19 protein-coding genes are annotated in these 19973 nt (G+C 73.6%); 7 read left to right on the top strand and 12 right to left on the bottom strand.

The annotated features are described in order from the left end of the window. Positions 1-23 precede the first annotated feature (23 nt). Both J4709_RS53290 and J4709_RS14030 read right to left on the bottom strand, forming a co-directional pair. Positions 24-563: a P-loop NTPase family protein gene (locus J4709_RS53290; protein ID WP_232383451.1), complete on the bottom strand. Its 540-nt coding sequence runs from the start codon at positions 561-563 to the stop codon at positions 24-26. A 10-nt stretch (positions 564-573) separates the two neighbouring features. Further along, complete coding sequence (locus J4709_RS14030) at positions 574-1290, bottom strand: MerR family transcriptional regulator (protein ID WP_232383450.1); 717 nt, start codon at positions 1288-1290, stop codon at positions 574-576. Between the two features lie 84 nt (positions 1291-1374). On the opposite strand from J4709_RS14030, the gene J4709_RS14025 reads away from it, so the two are divergent. Then, entirely contained in the window at positions 1375-1824 is a 450-nt protein-coding gene (locus J4709_RS14025) for a DUF6194 family protein (protein WP_208240910.1), read from the top strand. Between the two features lie 110 nt (positions 1825-1934). Then, a complete protein-coding gene (locus tag J4709_RS14020) occupies positions 1935-2171 on the top strand; it encodes a hypothetical protein (RefSeq protein WP_208240909.1) in 237 nt (78 codons plus the stop codon). Here J4709_RS14020 and J4709_RS14015 read toward each other — a convergent pair. Genes J4709_RS14015 through J4709_RS14005 form a run of 3 tightly spaced genes read right to left on the bottom strand, consistent with a single transcriptional unit; the run spans position 2124 to position 4586 of the window. Next, positions 2124-3323: an MFS transporter gene (locus J4709_RS14015; protein WP_208240908.1), complete on the bottom strand. Its 1200-nt coding sequence runs from the start codon at positions 3321-3323 to the stop codon at positions 2124-2126. The genes J4709_RS14020 and J4709_RS14015 overlap by 48 nt on opposite strands. A gap of 49 nt (positions 3324-3372) precedes the next feature. Continuing rightward, positions 3373-3849 carry an RrF2 family transcriptional regulator gene (locus J4709_RS14010; RefSeq protein ID WP_208240907.1) on the bottom strand — a complete coding sequence of 159 codons (477 nt, stop codon included), beginning with the start codon at positions 3847-3849 and terminating at the stop codon, positions 3373-3375. Positions 3850-3875: 26 nt separating this feature from the next. Further along, the gene (locus tag J4709_RS14005; RefSeq protein ID WP_307801225.1) at positions 3876-4586 is read right to left on the bottom strand and encodes a TetR/AcrR family transcriptional regulator; all 711 of its coding nucleotides are present in this window, start codon (positions 4584-4586) and stop codon (positions 3876-3878) included. 85 nt (positions 4587-4671) lie between these two features. On the opposite strand from J4709_RS14005, the gene J4709_RS14000 reads away from it, so the two are divergent. After that, positions 4672-6066: an MFS transporter gene (locus J4709_RS14000; RefSeq protein ID WP_208240906.1), complete on the top strand. Its 1395-nt coding sequence runs from the start codon at positions 4672-4674 to the stop codon at positions 6064-6066. After that, the gene (locus tag J4709_RS13995) at positions 6063-6395 is read left to right on the top strand and encodes a nuclear transport factor 2 family protein (protein ID WP_208240905.1); all 333 of its coding nucleotides are present in this window, start codon (positions 6063-6065) and stop codon (positions 6393-6395) included. The genes J4709_RS14000 and J4709_RS13995 overlap by 4 nt, the downstream gene beginning before the upstream one ends. Before the next feature lie 94 nt (positions 6396-6489). Here J4709_RS13995 and J4709_RS13990 read toward each other — a convergent pair whose 3' ends face one another. The 4 genes from J4709_RS13990 to J4709_RS13975 form a co-directional block, all read right to left on the bottom strand. Next, positions 6490-8349 carry a CocE/NonD family hydrolase gene (locus tag J4709_RS13990; protein WP_208240904.1) on the bottom strand — a complete coding sequence of 620 codons (1860 nt, stop codon included), beginning with the start codon at positions 8347-8349 and terminating at the stop codon, positions 6490-6492. Positions 8350-8455: 106 nt separating this feature from the next. Next, positions 8456-10219 carry a sulfatase gene (locus J4709_RS13985; protein ID WP_208240903.1) on the bottom strand — a complete coding sequence of 588 codons (1764 nt, stop codon included), beginning with the start codon at positions 10217-10219 and terminating at the stop codon, positions 8456-8458. Beyond that, positions 10216-11493, bottom strand: a complete 1278-nt coding sequence (locus tag J4709_RS13980) for an MFS transporter (RefSeq protein ID WP_208240902.1) — start codon at positions 11491-11493, stop codon at positions 10216-10218. Before J4709_RS13980 ends, J4709_RS13985 begins: the two co-directional genes overlap by 4 nt. A 48-nt stretch (positions 11494-11541) precedes the next feature. Beyond that, on the bottom strand, positions 11542-12204 hold the full coding sequence (locus tag J4709_RS13975) for a TetR/AcrR family transcriptional regulator (RefSeq protein ID WP_232383449.1): 663 nt from the start codon (positions 12202-12204) through the stop codon (positions 11542-11544). Positions 12205-12283: 79 nt separating this feature from the next. Here J4709_RS13975 and J4709_RS13970 point away from each other — a divergent pair, with 79 nt between their 5' ends. Further along, the gene (locus J4709_RS13970; RefSeq protein ID WP_208240901.1) at positions 12284-13663 is read left to right on the top strand and encodes a GH1 family beta-glucosidase; all 1380 of its coding nucleotides are present in this window, start codon (positions 12284-12286) and stop codon (positions 13661-13663) included. A 49-nt stretch (positions 13664-13712) separates the two neighbouring features. After that, the gene (locus tag J4709_RS13965; protein ID WP_208240900.1) at positions 13713-15281 is read left to right on the top strand and encodes a FadD3 family acyl-CoA ligase; all 1569 of its coding nucleotides are present in this window, start codon (positions 13713-13715) and stop codon (positions 15279-15281) included. A 74-nt stretch (positions 15282-15355) separates the two neighbouring features. Here J4709_RS13965 and J4709_RS13960 read toward each other — a convergent pair whose 3' ends face one another. The 3 genes from J4709_RS13960 to J4709_RS13950 are packed head-to-tail and all read right to left on the bottom strand — an operon-like array spanning position 15356 to position 18240. Then, a complete protein-coding gene (locus J4709_RS13960; RefSeq protein ID WP_208240899.1) occupies positions 15356-16258 on the bottom strand; it encodes an acyl-CoA dehydrogenase family protein in 903 nt (300 codons plus the stop codon). Beyond that, complete coding sequence (locus J4709_RS13955) at positions 16255-17385, bottom strand: acyl-CoA dehydrogenase family protein (RefSeq protein WP_208240898.1); 1131 nt, start codon at positions 17383-17385, stop codon at positions 16255-16257. The genes J4709_RS13960 and J4709_RS13955 overlap by 4 nt, the downstream gene beginning before the upstream one ends. Before the next feature lie 24 nt (positions 17386-17409). Beyond that, positions 17410-18240 (bottom strand): enoyl-CoA hydratase, encoded by an 831-nt coding sequence (locus tag J4709_RS13950; RefSeq protein ID WP_307801224.1) that lies wholly within the window; start codon positions 18238-18240, stop codon positions 17410-17412. 262 nt (positions 18241-18502) lie between these two features. Here J4709_RS13950 and J4709_RS13945 point away from each other — a divergent pair, with 262 nt between their 5' ends. After that, a complete protein-coding gene (locus J4709_RS13945) occupies positions 18503-19852 on the top strand; it encodes a carboxylesterase family protein (protein ID WP_208240897.1) in 1350 nt (449 codons plus the stop codon). Positions 19853-19973 lie beyond the last annotated feature (121 nt).

The raw sequence follows: 19973 nt of genomic DNA, 5'->3' as shown, positions 1-19973 counted from the left end.
CGCTCGCTCGCCGACCTGCTCGTCTACGCCTCGAACGCACGCGCGCCATCGGCCTCCAGCGAGCGCGACCAGGCCCGGGCGGCGCGGGCCGAGGTGAGGTGCACGACCGTCAGGTGCGGGTTGTCGCGCAGCGTGCCCTGGATCCGCTCGCGCCGCGCCGCGTGCTGCGTCCAGGCCCAGCGGGCCGGATGCGTGGCGTCGAACCAGTTGCGGAACGTCTCGCGGTTGCCGTTCCACAGCCTGCGGGCCGTCAGTGTCCGGTACACCGACCTGCGAAGGACCCGGAACATGACGGTGCGGCGGGGAAGGTCGAGCCAGACGTAGGTGTCCGCGCGCGACGTCAGGAGATCGCCGAGCAGGGTGCGGTACTGGTCCTCGGTGACCCAGCGCGGCGCCTCCGCGATGCGCTCGACGTCGGCCCTGAACTCCTGCCGCGGCTGCCAGTTCGGGCCGTGGTGCAGGGCGTCCAGCTCGTGGCGCGGCAGGCCGAGACGCGCGCCGATCCGCGTCGCCATGGTCGTCTTCCCCGACCCGGTGATCCCCCCGACGAGCACTCTCTCCATAGCGGGGACCCTACGGCGCGGCCGTCACCGGTGCGGCGGACGATGCCGGAAGCAGGACGGCGAGGGCGGCGGCGGCTTCCAGGAGGGACCGTGAGCGGGCGTTGATGCTCGCGTCCCGCGCGGCCAGAGCCGTCCGGACCTCGTCCCAGCGGCGGGTGCTGCGGAGGTCGGGCATCAGGGCGCGGAGCGGGGCGATGCGGTGGCCGGCCAGGCGGAGCTGGTGGACGATCCGGGCGTCCCGGACGTCTGCGGGCGCGTACCTGCGGGCGCCGCGCGGGCCCGTCCGCCCGGGCACGACGAGGCCCTCCGCGTCCCAGTGCCGCAGGGTCGAGGGGCGGACGCCGAGGGCGGCGGCGAGCTCGGAGACGGTCATCGCGTCGGACGGCCGGACGTCCTCGATCGGCTCGGCGCCGATCGCCTCGGCGGCCCGCCTGGCCAGGGCGAGGTCGCGGCGCTCGGCGGCGAGGCGGGCGTGCGCGGCGTCCAGCAGCGCGAGCAGGCCGGAACCGGGCGACGCGTGCGCGGCGCGCATGATCCTCTTGGCTTCGACGGGACCGGTGCCGGCGGCGAGGGCGCGGTAGGCCACGGCGGCCTGGACGTGGGTCTCGGTGTAGAGCCTGTAGCCCGACGCGGTGCGCTCCGCCGGGGGCAGCACGCCGTCGCGTTCGAGGTTGCGGACCTGCTGGACGGAGCATCCCGCGCGGCGCGCGACGTCGACCGTGCGCAAGGCCGAGTTGCGACTTCTCACGTCCCGGCCTCGTGGTTTCCAGGCCGAAGTCTCCACAAGCACATGAATGGAACGCTAGAGCACATGAGCATCGAGGAGATCACCGAACTGGCCGGCGGGCTCGAAGGCGTGCTGGTCCTGCGGCCGCAGTCCGGCGACGGGTCGCCGGAGATCGCCTGGGGGGACGTCTTCTTCTACTACGCGCCCGACGGGGCCGTCCCGGAGGCGACCCAGCCGTTCGCGACGATCGTGACGAAGGACTACCCCGGCGACGAGGCGTCGCGGCTGGACCGGCCCGGTGCGTTCCGGTTGAACATCGCCGCGGGGAAGGACGCCTTCGCCCGCTGGGCAGAGGAAGGGGACCCGAGCGCGGCGGACGTCCTGCGGGCGCATCCCGTCTACGGCGACGCGGGCTGGCTCGCCGTGGTGAACCCGGGGCCGCGCACCGAGGAGGCGGTCCGCGAGCTGCTGGGCACGGCGCATGCCGCCGCCCGCCGGCGCCGCGAGCGCCGCTCCGCCCTCCGCCGTCCCTGACCTGTGGCGTCCCCCGATCGTGAACCCAGCGCTCAACGGTGCGTTGCCGGGATCGTCGTTGATCACCGGGCCCGCCGGGCCGGATGCTGGTTCCGGTACGGAGGAGGGGGATGAGGGTGAACGCACTGACCGGGGCGAGCGGCGCGGGCGCGGCACTGGCCTGCTGGCTCAGCCGGCCCGGTCACCGGCTGATCGTGGTGAACCGGCTGCCGGTGCCGGCGCCGCGCCGCTCGCCGGGGCTGATCGTGCTGGACGGCGCGCAGGCGATCGCGCCGCGCCGCCCGTGGGCGTGGGCGCACTCAGCGGCGGCGGGTGAGGAGCAGGTGGAGCAGGCAGACGGCGGCTAGCGCGGTGCAGGTGCCGAGGGCGGCGGTGGCGCCGCGGGGCAGGAGCGCGCCGCCGAGGACGGTGCCGAGACCGATCCCGGCGTAGAGGGCGGAGGCGTTCAGGCCGACGACGACGGCGGTCTCCTGCGGGGCGGCGTTGATGAGCCGGACCTGCTGGGCGGGGGTCTGGAACCAGGTGGTGGCACCCCAGGCGACCATCAGCACCGCGGCGACCGGGAGCCAGGACGTGTGCGCCGCGGACGCCAAAGTGAGCAGAGCAAGGGTGACGGTGAGGGCCGTGTAGCCGACGGCCTGGACGCGCAGGGGGCCGTGGCGGTCGACCCGCGTCCCCGCGACCAGGTTCCCGGCGACCGCGCCGGCGCCGTAGAGGAACAGGAGCCAGGGGACGGCGCGCTCGCCGGCGCCGAGCGCCCGCAGGACGGGGACTGCGTAGGCGTACAGGCCGTACCCGGCGGCCATGCCGAGGACGGTGAGCGGCAGGACGGCGACGACGCCGGGGCTGCGCAGCGCGGCGAGGCGCCGGCGGAGCGGGATCCGGGGAGCGCCGGGCAGGGCGGGCATCGCGGCGAGCACGCCCGCGGCGGCGACCGCGCACAGGGCCGCGACCAGCGCGAGCGCGGCGTGCCAGGTCAGCGCCCGGGCGGCCAGGCTGCCGAGCGGGACGCCGAGCGCGGTGGCGACGGTGAGGCCGCCGACGACGACGGCCAGCGCGCGGGCGCGCTGGGCGGGCGCGACGAGCGAGGCGGCGACCGCGCCGGCGTTGGGGGTGAAGGCCGCCGCGCCGGACGCGGCGACGACGCGCGAGACCATCAGGGTCGCGAAGTCGGGCGCGAGCGCGGAGCCGAGGTTGGCCGCGGCCAGCACCGCGAGCGCGCCGACGAGCAGCGCGCGGCGGGGGACGCGGGCGAGGACGGTCGCGAGGACGGGGGACAGCACGGCGTAGGTGATCGCGAACGCGGTCGCGGACTGCCCGGCGGTGCCCTCGGAGACGTGCAGCGAGGAGGCCATGCCGGGCAGGAAGCCGGCGACGACGTAGGCGTCCGTCCCGACGGCGAACGTGCCGAGCCCGAGGACCAGCGTGGATCCGAGCCCGCGCGGCGCGGGGGCGGCGGCTTCGGCGTTCGCGACGGGGCGATGTATCGGGGTATTCAATATCCCTGTTCTCCCGGAGAGAGGGCCCGGCGGGCCGGGCCGGTCGGCGTCAGTCGGTGAGGCGGCTGTAGTTGCGCCGGGTGCGGGCGGCGCCCTCGGGGGCGTCCCCCATCAGGTCGGCGATGGTGCGGCCGGCCAGCTCGCGGCGCCACGCCAGCTCGGCGCGGCGCATCATGCCGGAGATGCCGCACGGGCCGTCGAACTCGCGGCCGGCGTCACGGCCGCCGATCCCGCGCTGCCGGATCTCGGTGCAGCGGAACGCCTCGAGCGGCCCTTCGAGCGCGGTGACGACCTCCATCACGGAGATCTCGCCGGGCGGGCGGGCGAGCGACCACCCGCCCCGCACCCCCGGGCTGGAGGCCAGGATCCCGGCCCGGGCGAGCGGCTGGAGGCGCTTCTTGAGGTACTCCTGCGGCAGGTCGAACCAGGCGGCCAGCCGCCGGATCGACACCGGCGCGGCGTCGTCCAGCCAGCCGAGCGTCACGCAGCAGTGCAGTCCCCACTCGACGCCCTCACCCATCCGCATAAACCGGGACTATACACGTCCCCTTTTCAGGGCGTGAGACCCAGGGAGGCGACCAGGGCGCGGATCTCGTCCCGGTAGACGGCCGCCGGATCATGGACGAGCGGGCGCAGATGCCCGTAGATCTCCAGCGCGACGAGCCCGTGCATCCGCCCCCACACGCGCAGGGTGACCGCGACCGCTCCGGGCGGCAGCTCGGGGAAGTCCGCCCGGACGCGGCCGGTGAGACCGGGCTCGAAGTCGTCCCAGGAGTAGCGGGGACCGTCCGGCTGGAGCGGGGCGGCGGACGACCAGGCGGCGGCGACGAGGCCGACGAGTCCGGTGCAGGCGCGCATCTCGGCGGCCTTGCCGGGGCCGTCGTCCGGCGGCCGGTAGCCCGGTACCGGATCGCCATAGATCAGCCGGAAGCCCTCGGGGTTTGCCACCGCCCACTCCCGCACGGCCTGCGCCCAGGCCAGGATCCGGCCCCCCGGGTCGGACTCCGGGACGGCGTCGCGGGCGGCCTCCGCCGCGTCCACCACCGCGCCGTACACGTCGCCGATCAGCGTCGTGACCAGGTCGTCGCGGGTGGCGAAGTAGCTGTAGATGGCGCCGGCCGTCATGCCCATCTCGCGGGCGATGGCGCGCAGCGAGATCGCGTCCGGCCCGCCCTCCGCCATCAGCTTGAGCGCGATCGCCTTGATCTCGTCGCTGGTCTGCGCGCGCAGCCGGGCGCGGCGGCTCGGGGTGGCGTCGTTCACGCTTGACACTCTACAGCGTTGGGCTACTGTACGGCGTGCTTGAACTGAACGGCGTGTAGTAAATCAACGGCATGCAGGAGATGGCATGGAAGCGCATCGGCCGCGCCTTGCGCTGCTCGCATTGACGCAGCTCATCGTGGCTCTCGACTACAACATCGTGTACGTGGCGCTGCCCGGCATCGGGACGGCGCTCGGGTTCGGCCCCTCCTCGGTCCAGTGGGTGGTCAGCGCCTACTCGGTCGGGCTGGGCGGGCTCCTGCTGCTCGGCGGGCGGGCCGTGGACCGGCTCGGCGCCCGCCGGGTCTTCATGACCGGCCTGGCGCTGTACGGCGCCGCCTCGCTCGCGGGCGGCCTCGCGTCCGGCGCGGGGACGCTGGTCGCCGCCCGCGCGGTGCAGGGCGCCGGCGGCGCGCTGCTGACCCCGGCCACGCTCGCCCTCATCTACCGGGGGTTCGCCGAGGGGCCCGCGCGCAACCGGGCGCTCGGCGCCTGGGGGATGGCGGGCAGCGCGGGCCTCGCCGCCGGGTCCCTGCTGGGCGGCGTGCTCACGCACTACCTGGGCTGGGAGTGGGTGTTCTTCGTCAACGTGCCGCTGGCGCTCGGCTGCGCGCTCGCGGCGCCGCGGCTGCTGCCCGCCGACCCCGCCCGCGCGCCCGGCTCGTTCGACGTGCCGGGCGCGGTGCTCGCCACCGCGGGGTCGGCGCTGCTGGTGCTCGGGCTGGCGAGCGGGCCGGACGCCGGCTGGGCCTCCCTCCGGTCCGGCGGGGCGCTGGCCGCCGGCGCCGTCCTGTTCGCGGTGCTGCTCGCGGTGGAGGCGCGCACCCGCGACCCGCTCATCCCGCTGCGGCGGGCGCGCGGCCGCGGCCTCGCCGTCACCATGATCGTGATCGCCGTCTTCCAGGGCACGCTCGGCGGCGGCTACTACATCCTGACGTCCTACCTGCAGCCTGTCCTCGGCTACAGCTCGCTGGAGGCGGGGCTGGCGTTCCTGCCGCTGACGCTGGTCTGCATGCTCGCCGCCCTCAAGGCCACCCCGGTGCTGCTCGGCCGCTGGGGGATCCGCACCACGCTCGCCGTCTCGACGATCGGGACGGGTGCGGGCATCGCCGCGATGGTCGCCGGCACCACGGCCGGCGGCGGCTTCTGGACGCTGCTGCCCGGCAGCGTCGTCTGGGGCCTGTTCGGCGGCGTCGCGTTCGTGACGCTGTTCGCCTCCGCCGGCGCGGGCGTCCCACCGGAGGAGCAGGGCGTCGCGTCCGGGCTGGCCGGCAGCGCCAAGGAGATCGGCGGCGCCGTCGGGCTGGCGGTGTTCGTCGCGATCGCCAACGGCCCGGGCGACCTGCTGCACGGCCTGCACACCGCCGGCTGGGCCGCCGCGGCCGCCACCGCGGCGGCCGGCCTGCTCGCCCTCGCCCTCAAGCCCTCCCGTCCCGAGACCGGGGACGAGGAGTCCGCCTCTCTCGAAGGAGCCCTCCGATGACCGAGACCGACCTGATCAACGCCTACCTCGACATCTGGAACGAGCGGGACGCCGACGCCCGGGAGTCGCTCATGGGTTCCGTCCTCACCGATGACGCGCTCTACAGCGACCCCGACTATGCGGGTCTGCGCGGGCACGCGGTGCTGTCGGAGGCGATCGGGCGCGCCCAGGCGGACTTCGGCGGCCTGCGCTTCGCGCTCGGCGACGTCGTCGGCGTCCACCACGGCCGGGCGCTGTTCACCTGGCGGCTGGGCGAGGCCGCGGCCGGCTACGACGTCGTCGAGTTCGACGGCGACCGCATCCGCAGCGTCGTCGGGTTCTTCGGGTGACCGGCGAGCGCGGCCGGACCGGCGCCGTCGGCTTCGGCGTCCGGTGACGTCCGGCCGGGGGCGGTCGCGGGCGGTCCCCGGCCGGGCGCGCGGGTCAGGGGAGGGTGGACAGGTCAATGGTGGAGACGGCGGCGGCGTCGTGGTGGATCGTGTACCGACCCCCGAAGAGCGAGGGCAGGTCGGCGAGCGGGACGAGGTGGGGGAAGTCGGCGGTCGCGACGCGGACGCGGAGGCGGTGGCCTGCGGGAACGGTCGCGAACGCCGGGCGGACCTGGATGTCGTACCGGGTCAGCCTGCCGGGCGCGACCGGACGCTGGGTCGCGCGGGTGAGCGGGTGGTACGGGTACAGCCAGCCGCCGGACGCGCCCTTCCAGCTGCGCGCGCCGTCGACCGCGCGCATCGAGCCCATGAGCGCGCCGCCGCTGATGTCGGTGGACGTGCCGTCGGGCGCGACGTCCTCCAGGGTGAGCGTGAACAGCGTCTCCGGACGGGTGGACGCGGCGCGCAGCGTGACGCCGATAGGCCCGGCGAGCTTCAGCGGCTTGGCGAGCGACGGTGAGGTGTAGGTCGTCTCGCCGGGCCCCTTGGCGGGTTTGTGCTGCGATTCCGTGCAAGGCGACGGAATGCCCGCGCTGGCGAACAGTTGCGACAGCAGCCCGGCCGCGAACTGGTCGGTGGAACGGGTACACGGGTTCGACAAGCCGGTGAACGCGATGGAGTCCGCCGTTTCCTTGCCGGTGGGCTTGGCGGAGGTCAGGCGTCCTTGGGAGCGCAGGTACATCCGCGTCGGGCGCGCCTGGGCGAGGGGGTAGGCGGCGGTGTCGTAGCGCTTTCCGTCGGGCTCGATCACGTGGAGGGGAGTGCGGGTGGAAACGGTGCCGCGTCCCTTGAGCCAGTGGTCGAACCAGTTCAGCTGGATCTCGTCGAGGTTCAGGCCGCCGCCCATGTTCCCGTGCGTCCACGGGCCGTAGAGCAGCTGGTACTTGTCGGAGACGGGCTGGCCGGGCGCCATCGGAGCGGTCACCGGACGGCCCGCCGCCGCGTTCTGCAGGCCGCTGTAAAGGAGCGGCTCGCCGCGCTGGAAAACGTCGTAGAGCCCGCCGACGAGATAGATGGCGACGCCGTTGGCGACGATTTTGCGAAGGACGCTTTCGGGGGCCCGCTTCTTCCACCACGCGTTGTCGTATCTGCGCGGTCCATTGGTGAGCATGTCGCGGGCCATGGTCAGCTCGAACGGCCCGGCCTGCATCAGGTGCTGATAGGACAGGAGGAGCGCGGCGGCCGGGTCCTTGGGCAGTTCTCCGAACGGCGTGGTGACGCGCGTGACGCCGTAGCCGAACACCAGGCCGAGCGGCGATTCGACGTTCAGCGCGCCGCCGCTGACGAACAGGTCGCGGTACGGGTCGGCGGACGCGGCCATCGGGAAGATCGCCTTGAGCGGGGAGTGCGGGCCGACCGCCGCGGCGGTGAAGAGCTGGTCGATCGCCAGGTACGACAGGCCGAGCATGCCGACCTTGCCGCTGGAGTTCGGCAGGTGCGCCGCCCAGTTCACGATCTGCGCGCCGGCCTGCGCCTCGGACGGCTCGAAGAGGTCGAACTTGCCTTCCGAGCCGCCCGTCCCCGGGACGTCCACGACCAGCCCGAGGTAGCCGCGCTCGATGAGGTACGGGTTGAGCCCGCCGGTGCCGGGGGAGCCGGTCTCGGCCGACGGCGTCTTGCCGTACGGGGTGAACCCGATGATCACCGGGAACGGGCCGCGGGCCGGTTTCCCGGTGCCGCGGTCCGTGGGCATGTGCAGGTCGGCGCGCAGGAGCGTCCCGTCCTTGAGCCGCAGTGTGAGGTTGCGCTGCACGGCGCTGCCGTAGGGCGCGGCGGGCGCGGGCGCGGCCGGGGCCGGGGTGGCGAGCGCGGCGAGCGCCAGGATCAGCGAGCACACAACTGCGAGGCGGCGCATGGCGCGGCTCCTGGGGTCGGAGGTGCTTGAGCGGGACGGTAACAACCCGCGCGAGCCGCCGGAACCCCAAACGAACGAAAATGTTTATTTGATTATTAGCACTTCGCTACAGGTGCGCTAGGTCGGTGGCGATGGCGTGCAGCGTCGCGCGGTCGATGACGGCCATCTCCGCGATCTCCAGCAGCGAGAACGGCATCGCCTCGGGCAGCAGCGGGCTGTCCATGAGCGCGCCGAGGTGCCGGCGCAGCACGGCCTCGGCGGCCGGTTCGGCCATGAGCAGCCGGGTCGGCGTCGTCACCGAGAGCCGCGACGTCGGGAACTGCGCGGCGGTGAGCGGCGGCTGCTCCGACGCGAGCACCTGGTCCCACTGCTTGCGGACGAGCAGATGGGACGCGTCGACCGGGCCGGAGGGCGGCAGCCCGAGCCGCTCGTACTGCTCGGGCGGAGCGTCCTCGGCGCGCATCAGTTCGACCATGAGCCCGATCATGCGCAGTTCGAGGTCGTCGTCGATGAGCGGAGAGGTCTGCTGGGGGTCGTTCCCCAGGTCGTAGAGAAGCGTGCCGAAAGAATGCGGGTCGGTATAGGAGAAACCAGGGATGCGCAGAGGTGAGACGCCCTTGGTGAAGGTGAAAGGATCGGCCATCGTCGCCTCGCGCAGCGTTTCCACGGGAATGCGGCCCCGCATGTGCGTCGGCATGAGCGTGTATTCGGCGAGCGGACGGTTTCCTGGCTCCGCGCAGGCGCGCATGTAGACATGGCGGCCGTCGGTGACGCTGACGTGCCCGCCGAAACAGCCGAAAAGGCCGGCCTCGCGGACGGGCGAATCCCGGGCGACGACGTCGCGCAGCGGAACGCCCCGCATGTCGGGCGTGCGGTCGATCCCGAAGAACTCCAGCAGCGTCGGCCCGAAGTCGATCGTCTGGACGAGGCTCGCGCGCCGTTCCCCGGCGACGCCGTCGCGCGGGTCCCAGACGAACAGCGGCGTGTGGATCGTCTCGTCCCAGAAGGGCGGCGCGTTCTTGCCCCACCAGTCGTGCTCGCCGAGCAGCAGCCCGTGGTCGGTGCAGACGATTAGCAGCGTGTCGTCCCAGAGGCCCAGGTCGTCCATGGTGTCGAGGACGCGGCCGAGCGACCGGTCGCACATCGACAGCAGCGCCATGTACCGGTTCTTCAGGTGCTCGACCTGCTCGGGCGTCTCGGTGACGCGCTTGTAGTCGGGCCAGTCGAAATGCGGGCCGTCGTAGTCGTCCGGGTAGAGCTTCTTGTAATCGTCGTAGCTGAAGAAGGGCTCGTGCGGGTCGAACGTCTCGATCTGCAGGAACCAGTCGTCTTCGGCGTGGTTGGTCCTGATGAAGTGCAGCCCGGCGTCGAACGTCTGCGTCTGCGGATGGTCGGCCTCTTCGGTCATGTAGAGGCGGTTCACCCAGTCCTGGCGGCGCAGCGGGTTCGCGGAACGGGGAATGGCATCGGGCATCGGCGGGTCCGCGACGTGGCCCTTCCATTCGTCGCCTTCCTGCCCGCGGAAGAACTCGAACGTGTTGAAGCGCGGATGGTAGGTCGCGCCGCCGTCGCACCAGTAATGCTGGTGGTCGGTGACGAGATGGGTGTACACGCCGTTCTGCTTCAGCATCTCCGGGACGGAGTCGTCGAACGGCTCCAAGGGGCCCCAGCCGCGGTGCAGGAAGTTGTGGCGGCCGGTGTGCATCTCCCGCCGCGCCGGCATGCAGGGCATGCTGCCGCCGTAGCAGTTGTCGAACGTGGCCGCCCGCCCGGCGAGCCGGGTGAAGTTCGGCGCGTGCACGCGCTCCGCCCCGTACGGCGGCAGGAACCGCCGGTTCAGGGTGTCGAACATGACCACGATCGCCTTCATCGCACGCTCCTGATCCGGTAGACGGAGGCGGAGCCCAGCAGCATGATCACGGCGGCGACGGCGTACAGCGTCCGGTAGCCGCCGACGAAGGTGAGCACGAGCCAGGAGACCCCGAACGCCAGCGGGACGTTCTGCGCGGAGTTGATCACGCCGAGGTCGCGGGCGCGGCTGCGCTGGTCGGGCAGCACGTCGGTGACGAGGGCCTGGTCGACCGACAGGAACGCGCCGTAGCCCGCGCCGAGCAGCACCGCGCCCGCCAGCGCGGACGGCCAGGTCGGCGCGGCCGCGAGCAGCGCGGCGGCGGCCGCCTGCAGCCCGCCCGCGAGCGCCAGCAGGTCGCGGCGCCGGCCGAGCAGGTCCGACGCCCTGCCGCCGAGGTAGCCGGTCGCGGCGCAGCACACCAGGTAGACCAGCGTGAGGATGAGCAGCGAGCCGTCGGGGTCGCGGCGGTGCAGCACGTCGTCCAGGAAGTACAGCAGGTACGTCGTGCCCGCCAGGTTCCCCGCGTTGATCAGCACCCGCGACAGCAGCGCCCAGTAGTAGTCGGGGTGCTCGCGCGGTCGGGGGAGCGGCACCCGCTCCCCGTCACCCGGTGCCGCGTCACCCGGTGCCGCGCCGCCGGGCGCGGCGTCCGCGGACCGCGGCAGCGGCGCGCGGCGCCGGACGAGGAAGAACGGCAGCGGCGACGCGGCGGCCAGCACCCCGATCAGCACCCAGCTCGCCGGGATGGAGGTGACCAGCATCGTCACCAGCACCATGCCCGCGACCAGGGCGACCACCTGCGGGACGCCCATCGCGGCGGACGCGGCGCCGCGCCGGCGGGGCGGCACCCGGTCGGCGATCACGGCGCTGAGCGCGGCCAGCACGGCGGACTCCCCGACCGACGCGACGACCATCAGCGCCGCCACCGCGGGCCAGCTCGTCTGGAAGCCGATGAGCGCGAACGGGACGGCGGCGACGGCGAACCCGCCGAGCGCCCAGATCCGGCGGCGGCCGAACCGGGACCGCGTCCGGTCGCACGCCCGCCCGGCGAGCGGCACGCACACCACCACGACCAGCGAGTTCTGGATCATCAGGTAGGACAGCACGTCCACCTTGTGGTGCGGGGCGATGTGCTCGATGAGGTGCGGCGCCATGAACTGCGGCGGCAGCATGATCACCAGCCAGTAGCCGAACCAGGCGAGCGCGTAGCCCAGCAGCCAGGTGCGCCCGACGTCCCGGTCGCCGGCGAGGCCGGAGGCGTCGGGGGCGTCGGCGGCGGTCAGCTCGTTCACGAGGGGAAGAACTATCACCGATCGAACGAAAAGTGAACAACGCTCACGTTATTCGTCCGGATCGGCGCCGCTCCCGCCCGGCTCCCCGTCGCTCCCGCCACCGGGCTCGCCGGTGATGTCCGCGAAGTAGGCGCGCAGCAGCCGGGCGCCGAGCGCGATCGTCGCCGGATCGCCGTCCGCGTCGGTCTGGAACGCCAGCCGGAGCAGGCCGTCCGCCGAGGTGATCGCGACGAGCAGCACGCGCTCGGCGTCCGGCAGCGGCGGCAGCCCGATCTCGGCGGTGCCGAGCTCGTGCAGGCGGCCCGCCATCTCGGTGTCGATCCGGCGGAGCAGGCCCGCGTCGATCGGCCCGGGGTCGCGGAAGTCGGCGACGAAGAAGCCGGGCACGGTGCGGCGCAGCGCGAGGCTCTCCTCGTAGACGAGGACGGCCGCGTCCGCCCAGCTCCGCGCGGGCGCGGCGGTGAGGCGCTCGCGCAGCCGCGCCATCAGCACGGCGAGCTGGCGCATCGCCAGCTCGTGCAGCAGCCCCGACTTGCCCTCGAAGAACTGGTACAGGGTGCCGATCGGGACGCCGGCGCGGCGGGCGACCTCCCGGGTGGTCAGCGCGTGCTGGCCGGATTCGGCCAGCAGTTCCGCGCAGGCGTCGAGCAGCCGCTCGACGCGCTCGGCGCTGCGGCGCTGGGCCGGCCTGCGGCGCACCCCGTCGGCCATGGAACGGACCCCCTCCGGCGAAACATGACGCATGTTCATGTTTAATGTGACTCCCGCTCATGCTAGAGAGGAGACGCGCATGCTTCCCCGATTCCCCGAGGGCTTCGTCTGGGGCACGGCGACGTCGTCGTACCAGATCGAGGGCGCGGTGCACGAGGACGGCCGCGGCCCGAGCATCTGGGACTCCTTCTGCGCCCGCCCGGGCGCGATCAGGAACGGCGAGAACGCCGACGTGGCCTGCGACCACTACCACCGCTGGCCCGAGGACGTCGCGCTGATGGCCGGCCTCGGCGTCAATGCCTACCGGTTCTCGGTGGCGTGGCCGCGGATCCAGCCGGACGGCCGCGGCCCCGCCAACCCCAAGGGCCTGGACTTCTACGACCGCCTGGTCGACGCGCTCGCCGAGCACGGCATCGCGCCCGCGCTCACGCTGTACCACTGGGACCTCCCGCAGGCGCTCCAGGACGCCGGCGGCTGGATGAACCGCGACACCGCGCACCGCTTCGCCGAGTACGCGGGCCTCGTCGCCGACCGGCTCGGCGACCGCGTCCCGACCTGGATCACGCTCAACGAGCCGTTCGTCCACATGACCGAAGGCCACGCCCTCGGCGTCCACGCGCCCGGCGAGGCCCTGCTCCTGGACGCCCTGCCCGTCGCGCACCACCTGCTCCTCGGCCACGGCCTCGCCGTCCCCGAGCTGCGCGGACGCACGTCCGGCCAGGTGCTGATCACCAACAACTACAGCCCCGTCTGGACGGCGACGGACTCCGCGGCCGACCGCGCCGCCGCCACCGCGTTCGACGCGCTGCAGAACCGGCTGTTCACCGACCCGGTCCTGCTCGGTCGCTACCCGGACCTGTCCGCGTACGGCGTCGACGGCGCGTTCCCGTTCGTCGAGGACGGCGACATGGACGTCATCACCGCGCCGCTCGACGGGCTCGGCGTGAACTACTACAGCCCGACCCGCGTCGCCGCCCCGAACTCCGGCGTCCGGACCGGCGGGGCGTCCGTCCTCAGCGAGGTCGAAGGCCACCTCGACGGCACCGGCCTGCCGTTCGAGGACGCCCCGATCGACGGCCACCCGGTGACCGCGTTCGGCTGGCCGGTCGTCCCCGAGGGGCTCCGCGAGATGCTGCTGACGCTGCGCGACCGCTACGGCGCCGGGCTGCCGCCGATCCTCGTCACCGAGAACGGCTGCTCCGTCCGCGACGAGCCGGGGCGCCCCGACCAGGAGCGCATCGACTTCCTCGACGGCCACCTGCGCGCGCTCCACCAGGCCATCGCCGAGGACGGCGTGGACGTCCGCGGCTACTTCGTCTGGTCGCTGCTGGACAACTTCGAATGGGCCGAGGGGTACGAGCAGCGGTTCGGGCTCGTCCACGTCGACTTCGCCACCCAGCGCCGCACGCCCAAGGCGTCCTACCACTGGTTGCGCGAAAGGCTCGCCGAGTACCGGTGAGCGGGACGCCCTAGCCAGCCCGTGGTGACGGGGGCCACCATGGGCTGTCATGGGTGAACTGACGATTCCGGCGGTGTTGGCGCGGGCGGCGGAGGCGTTTCCGGACGCCGAGGCCGTGGTGGACGGGGACGTCCGGGTGACGTTCGCGCAGCTGCGGGACCGGGTGCGGGAGGCGTCCGCCGCCTTCGCCGGCGCCGGGGTCGAGCCGGGCGACCGGATCGCGATCTGGGCGCCGAACTCGCTCGGGTGGATCGTCAGCGTCCTCGGCGCGATGGGCGCGGGCGCGACGCTCGTCCCGCTCAACACCCGCTACAAGGGCGAGGAGGCGCGCTGGCCGCTGACCCGCGCGCGCGTGAAGATGCTGTTCGTCGCCGACGGGTTCCTCGGCATCGACTACCCGGGCATGCTCGGCGTCGACGAGACCGGCGCCTACCCGGGCCTGCCCGACCTGAAGGCCGTCGTCACCTTCAACGGCGACGAGCGGCCCGGCGTGATGTCGTGGGACGGGTTCGTCGGCAAGGCCGTCCCGCTCGCGGAGGCCGACGCGCGGACCGCCGCCGTCCGCCCCGGCGACGTCGCCGACATCCTGTTCACGTCCGGGACCACCGGGCGGCCCAAGGGCGTGATGTGCACGCACGAGCAGAACATCCGGACGTTCGAGGCGTGGGCGGCGCGGACCGGCGTGCACGCCGGCGACCGGTACCTGATCGTGAACCCGATGTTCCACTCGTTCGGCTACAAGGCGGGCGTGATCGCGTGCGTGCTGATGGGCGCCACGATGGTGCTCCAGCCGGTGTTCGAGGTGGCGGAGACGCTGCGGATCATCGAGGCGGAGCGGATCACGGTGCTGCCCGGCCCACCGACGATCTACACCTCGCTGCTGGACGCGCCGGGCCGCGAGGGCCGCGACCTGTCGTCGCTGCGGCTGGCGGTGACCGGCGCGGCCGACGTGCCGGTCGCGCTCGTCCGGCGCATCCGCGAGGAGCTGTTCCCGCAGGTCATCACCGCGTACGGGCTGACGGAGTGCTCCGGCACGGTGTCGGCCTGCTCGCTGGACGACGATGACGAGACGATCGCGACGACGTGCGGCCGGGCCATCGACGACGTCGAAGTGAAGATCGTCGACGACGACGGCGAGCGGGTCCCGGCGGGCACCGACGGGGAGATCCTCGTGCGCGGCTACAACGTGATGAGCGGCTACCTCGACGACCCGGAGGCGACCGCCGAGACGATCCGGGACGGCTGGCTCGACACCGGCGACCGGGGCCGCCTGGACGAGCGCGGCAACCTGTCCATCACCGGCCGGTCCAAGGAGATGTTCGTCGTCGGCGGGTTCAACGTGTACCCGGCGGAGGTCGAGGACGTCCTGGCCCGGCACGACGCGGTCGCCGAGTCCGGCGTCGTCGGCGTCCCTGACGCCCGGATGGGCGAGGTCGGCCGCGCCTACGTCCGGCTGCGCCCCGGCCGCACCGCGACCGAGGAGGAACTGGTCGCGCACTGCCGCGAGCGCCTCGCGAACTTCAAGGTCCCGCGCGAGATCCTCTTCGTCGAGGACCTTCCGAAGACCGCGTCCGGCAAGGTCCGCCGCGTCGAGCTCAAGGAGCAGGCCGACGCCTGACGCCTCGTTGACTTGCGGCGTGTCGGCCTTAAAACGGCTCTCTTAAGGCCGACACGCCGCAAGTCGACGGAGGGTCAGAGGGCGGCGACGACGCGGGCGCGGTGCTCGGCGGGGGTGCCCCAGGCGGAGTGCAGGGCGCGGGCCTTGCGGATCCACAGGGACGGGTCGTACTCGTCGGTGTAGCCGATCGCGGCGTGCACCTGCAGCGCCGTCTTCGCCGCGAGGTAGGCGGCGCCGGACGCGGCGACCTTCGCGGCCGAGGCGTCCCGCGCGAAGTCGCCCGTCCCGTAGGACAGCGCCGCGCCGTAGACGAGCGGCCGCGCGAACTCCAGCTCGACCAGCGCCGTGGCGAGGTGGTGCTTGACGGCCTGGTACTCGCCGATCGGGCGCCCGAACTGCTGCCGCGTCTTGGCGTACTCGACCGACACGTCCAGCAGGGCGCGGCCGAGGCCGATCTGCTGCGCGGCGCACAGCATCACGCCGAGGTCGATCAGGCCGGAGGGCGCGCCCTCGGCTTTGAACAGGCGGCGGGCCGGGTCCAGGGACGCGACGCGCTCGCCCGCCTGAACGGCGGTGCCGTCGGCGCCGATGACCAGGTCGGCGACGTCGGCGTCCAGCGCGTGCGGCACGGCCACCGACACCAGCGCCTCGCCCTCGGCGATCCGCTCCAGCAGACCGGCGTCGGTCAGGACCTCGGCGGCGGCGAGCGTCTCGACGTACGGGCCGGGCGCGGCGGCCCGTCCGAGCTCCTCCATCGCGACGGCCAGCTCGACCGGCAGCCGCCCGGCGCCGCCGTGCTCCTCCGGCACCGCCAGCGCGAACACGCCCGCCTCGGCGGCCTGCGCCCACAGCGCCCGGCCCGGCCCCGCGTCGCCCGCCGCCCACGCCCGGACCGCCTTCGCGGTTTCCGCGCCGGCCAGCAGCCGTCGCAGCGTCTCGCCGAACATCCGCTGCTCGGCGGAGAGAACGAACTTCACCGGGACCCCCTCGGCAGGCCGAGCAGCCGCTCGGCGATCACGTTGCGCTGGATCTCGTTGGTGCCCGCGTAGATCGGGCCGGCCAGGGAGAACACGTAGCCCTCCAGCCAGTCGGAGTCGAGCTCGCCGTCCGCGCCGAGCAGGTCGAGGGCCGTCTCGTGCAGCGCGACGTCCAGCTCCGACCAGAAGATCTTGTTCAGGCTGGACTCCGCACCGATGTCGTCGTCCCGCGAGACCGTCTCGAAGCCCTTCAGCCGGTAGGCGCGGGACCGGATCCACGCGTCCGCGACCCGGTCGCGCAGCGCCGTGTCGGACGGGTCGGCGCGCTCCTTCCACAGCTCGACGAGCCGCTCGGTCGCGGCGGTGAACCGGCCGGGGCTGCGCAGGGTGAGGCCGCGCTCGTTGCCCGCGGTGCTCATCGCGACGCGCCAGCCGTCGCCGGGCGCGCCGATGACGTCCTCGTCCGGGACGAACACCTTGTCCAGGAACAGCTCGGCGAACGCGGGCTTGCCGTCCAGGCGGCCGATCGGGCGGACCGTCACGCCCTCGGCGTCCAGCGGGAACATCAGGTACGTCAGGCCCTTGTGCCGCGACGACTCGGGGTCGGAGCGGAACAGCCCGAAGCCGCGGTCGGCGAACGCGGCGCGCGAGCTCCACGTCTTCTGGCCGTCCAGCAGCCAGCCGCCGTCGGTGCGGGTCGCGGTGGAGCGCAGCGCCGCGAGGTCGCTGCCCGCGCCGGGCTCCGACCACGCCTGCGCCCAGATCACCTCGCCCGCCGCCATCGGCGGCAGGATCCGCGCGAGCTGCTCGGGCGTGCCGTGCTTGAGCAGCGTCGGCGCGAGCAGGTTGATGCCGTTCTGGCTGACCCGGCCCGGCGCGTCCGCCGCGTAGTACTCCTCCTCGAAGACCAGCCACTGGAGGACGGACACGCCGCGCCCGCCGTACTCCTCCGGCCACGACACGACGCCGAGGCGGGCCTCGCCGAGCCGGCGCTCCCAGTCGCGGTGGAGGGCGAAGCCCTCCTCGGTCTCCAGCGACGGCAGCGGCTCGGCCGGCACGTTCGCGCGCAGCCAGTCCCGCACCTCGGCGCGGAACTCCTCGTCCGCCGCCCCGAAATCAAGATCCATCCGGTGCCTCCTCCAGGGCCTTCATCACTGCTCGGCCGCCTTCATGCTGCTGACGTCCTGCCCGCCGAGCGAGTCCTCGCCGGTCTCGGCGTTGTGCGCGTGGGCGAGGTGGTGCAGGCCGAACACCGCGTCCATGCCGGCGTGCATGCCCTGCAGGTCCTCGGCCTGGTTCACGGCCTTCTTGGTGAGCGCGAGGCCCATCCGGGGCATCGCGGCGATCCGCCCGGCCAGCGCGAAGGTCTCCTCCTCCAGCGCGTCGCGCGCGACGACCCGGTTGACCCAGCCCAGCTCGTAGGCGCGGGACGCGGGCATCCGGTCGCCGGTGTAGAGGAACTCCTTGGCGACGCGCGGCGGCATCACCCACGGGTGCGCGAAGTACTCCACGCCGGGGATGCCCATCCGCACGACCGGGTCGGCGAAGAACGCGTCGTCGGACGCGACGATCAGGTCGCAGACCCAGGCCAGCATCAGCCCGCCCGCGACGCACGCGCCCTGCACGGACGCGATCATCGGCTTCGGGAGCTCCCGCCAGCGGCGGCACATCCCGAGGTAGACCTCGGACTCGCGGGCGAACCGGCTCTCCGCGCCCGCCTTGCCGGCGTGGTCCCACCACATCCCCGCCTTGCGCGGGAACGTGCGGTCGGCGTCGCGGCCCGGGGTGCCGATGTCGTGCCCGGCGGAGAAGTGCGGTCCCGCGCCGGCCAGCACGACGACCTTGACCTCGTCGTCCTCGGCGGCGCGGTAGAACGCCTCGTCGAGGGCGTAGGTCATCGCGGAGTTCTGCGCGTTGCGGTACTCCGGCCGGTTCATCGTGACGACGGCGACGGCGCCCCGCCGCTCGTACTCGACGACCACGACGCCTCCCTTCTTTCTAACAACTGTTTGGTAGAGTAGCCGCCGCCGTCCACCGCCCCCGCCATCGCCTCCCGTCCAGCGGGACGCGCCCCCTCCGCCGCCCTTTCGCCGCCGGCCACGGCATCGGTACCGGCTCGGCACGCAATGCCTGGTTCGAGCCGGATGACGGACTTATCGTCGAGTCGCCGTTGAGGCCGGGACGGCGCCGCCGCCAGCGCGGCGGGGCGTCCCGTCGATCCGCTGTCGGCGAAGGACGGGTGCGATGGGAACGGTGCGGACCACCGAGGAGCACGGCAGGAAGATCGGGAGATGGCTGCTGCCGGCGGCCGCGGCGGCGGCCGTGGCGTTCGCCGGTCCGGCGGGCGTCGCGGTGAAGCAGGCGGCCGCCGCCCCTGGCAGAACCCCCGGCAAGGCCCCGGCCTGCGCGGACGGGACGCTGGTGCGGACCGACCGCGGCCCGGTGTGCGGCACCGTCGCGGACGGCACGCGCTCCTGGCTCGGCGTCCCGTACACGGCGCCGCCGCTCGGCGCGCACGCCGGGAACTACGCGATCCAGGACCAGCAGGCCGCGCTGCGCTGGGTCCGCGCCAACATCGCGAAGTTCGGCGGCGACCCGCGCAACGTGACGATCTACGGCGCGTCCGCCGGCGGGTCCAGCGTGTGCGCGAACACCGCGTCGCCGCTGTCGAAGGGCCTGTTCCAGAAGGGCATCTCGCAGAGCGGCGAGTACAACTCGCTGCGCGGCGCCGACACCCAGTGGCAGCCGCAGGACTGCAAGGCCAAGCTGGCGACGGAGGCCGAGGCGCAGGCCGCCGGTGCCCGCTTCGCCGCCGCGCTCGGCTGCAAGGACGCCGCGAGCGCCGCCGCCTGCCTGCGCGCCGTCCCCGCCGAGAAGCTGCTCCAGCAGGCCGGCGGCGGCATCGGCCCGGACGCGGGGACGCAGGCGCCCGTCGTCGACGGCCGCGTCCTGCCGATGTCGCCCGGCGAGGCGTTCGCGGCCGGCAAGGTCAACGACGTCACGCTGATGCACGGCGTCGACCGCGACGAGGTGCAGTTCCCGTCCGCCGAGACGCCGCAGCAGTACCACCAGCTGGTGAAACAGCAGTACGGGCCGCTCGCCGCGCAGGTCGAGAAGCTGTACCCGATCAACCGGTTCCCCGACCCGTCCGAGTTCATCGCCTACCGGACGATCGTCGCCGACTCCAACTCCGTCTGCCCCGCGCTGCTCAACGACGAGCGCCTCGCCCGCCGCATCAAGGTGTTCGCCTACCAGACCGACAACGCCGACGCCCCGCCGATCTTCTTCCTCGACGAGACCAAGCCGAACGGCGCGTACCACGTCAGCGAGAGCCCGTTCCTGACGCCGTTCGAGGGCGCCCCCGAGCTGTCCCCCGACCAGAAGGCGTTCGGCGCGCAGCTCACGCAGGAGTGGACCGGGTTCGCCCGCACCGGCGACCCGACCGTGGACGGCACCCCGTCCTGGCCGCGCTTCACCGGGCGCGACCCCGGCGTCATGTCGCTGGTGCCCGCCGGGGACAGCCAGGTCACCCACGAGATCGCGCGGCAGCACCACTGCGACTTCTGGTGGCGGCAGACCCCGTTCCAGCACTGACCGGGAGGAGCGGGGCGGGAGCCGGGGCGCCGCGGGCCCCGGCGGCCCGCCCGGTTCTTGCCGCGCTGCGCGAAGATCCCCACCAGCGGCCGGTCCGCCCGGTTGCGCAGATGCCGAGCGC

It is taken from the genome of Actinomadura violacea (genome assembly GCF_017573465.1).
Taxonomy (GTDB): Bacteria; Actinomycetota; Actinomycetes; order Streptosporangiales; family Streptosporangiaceae; genus Spirillospora; species Spirillospora violacea.
Note: the sequence above shows the minus strand (reverse complement) of the source record. Positions and strands in the feature narration are given on the sequence as shown.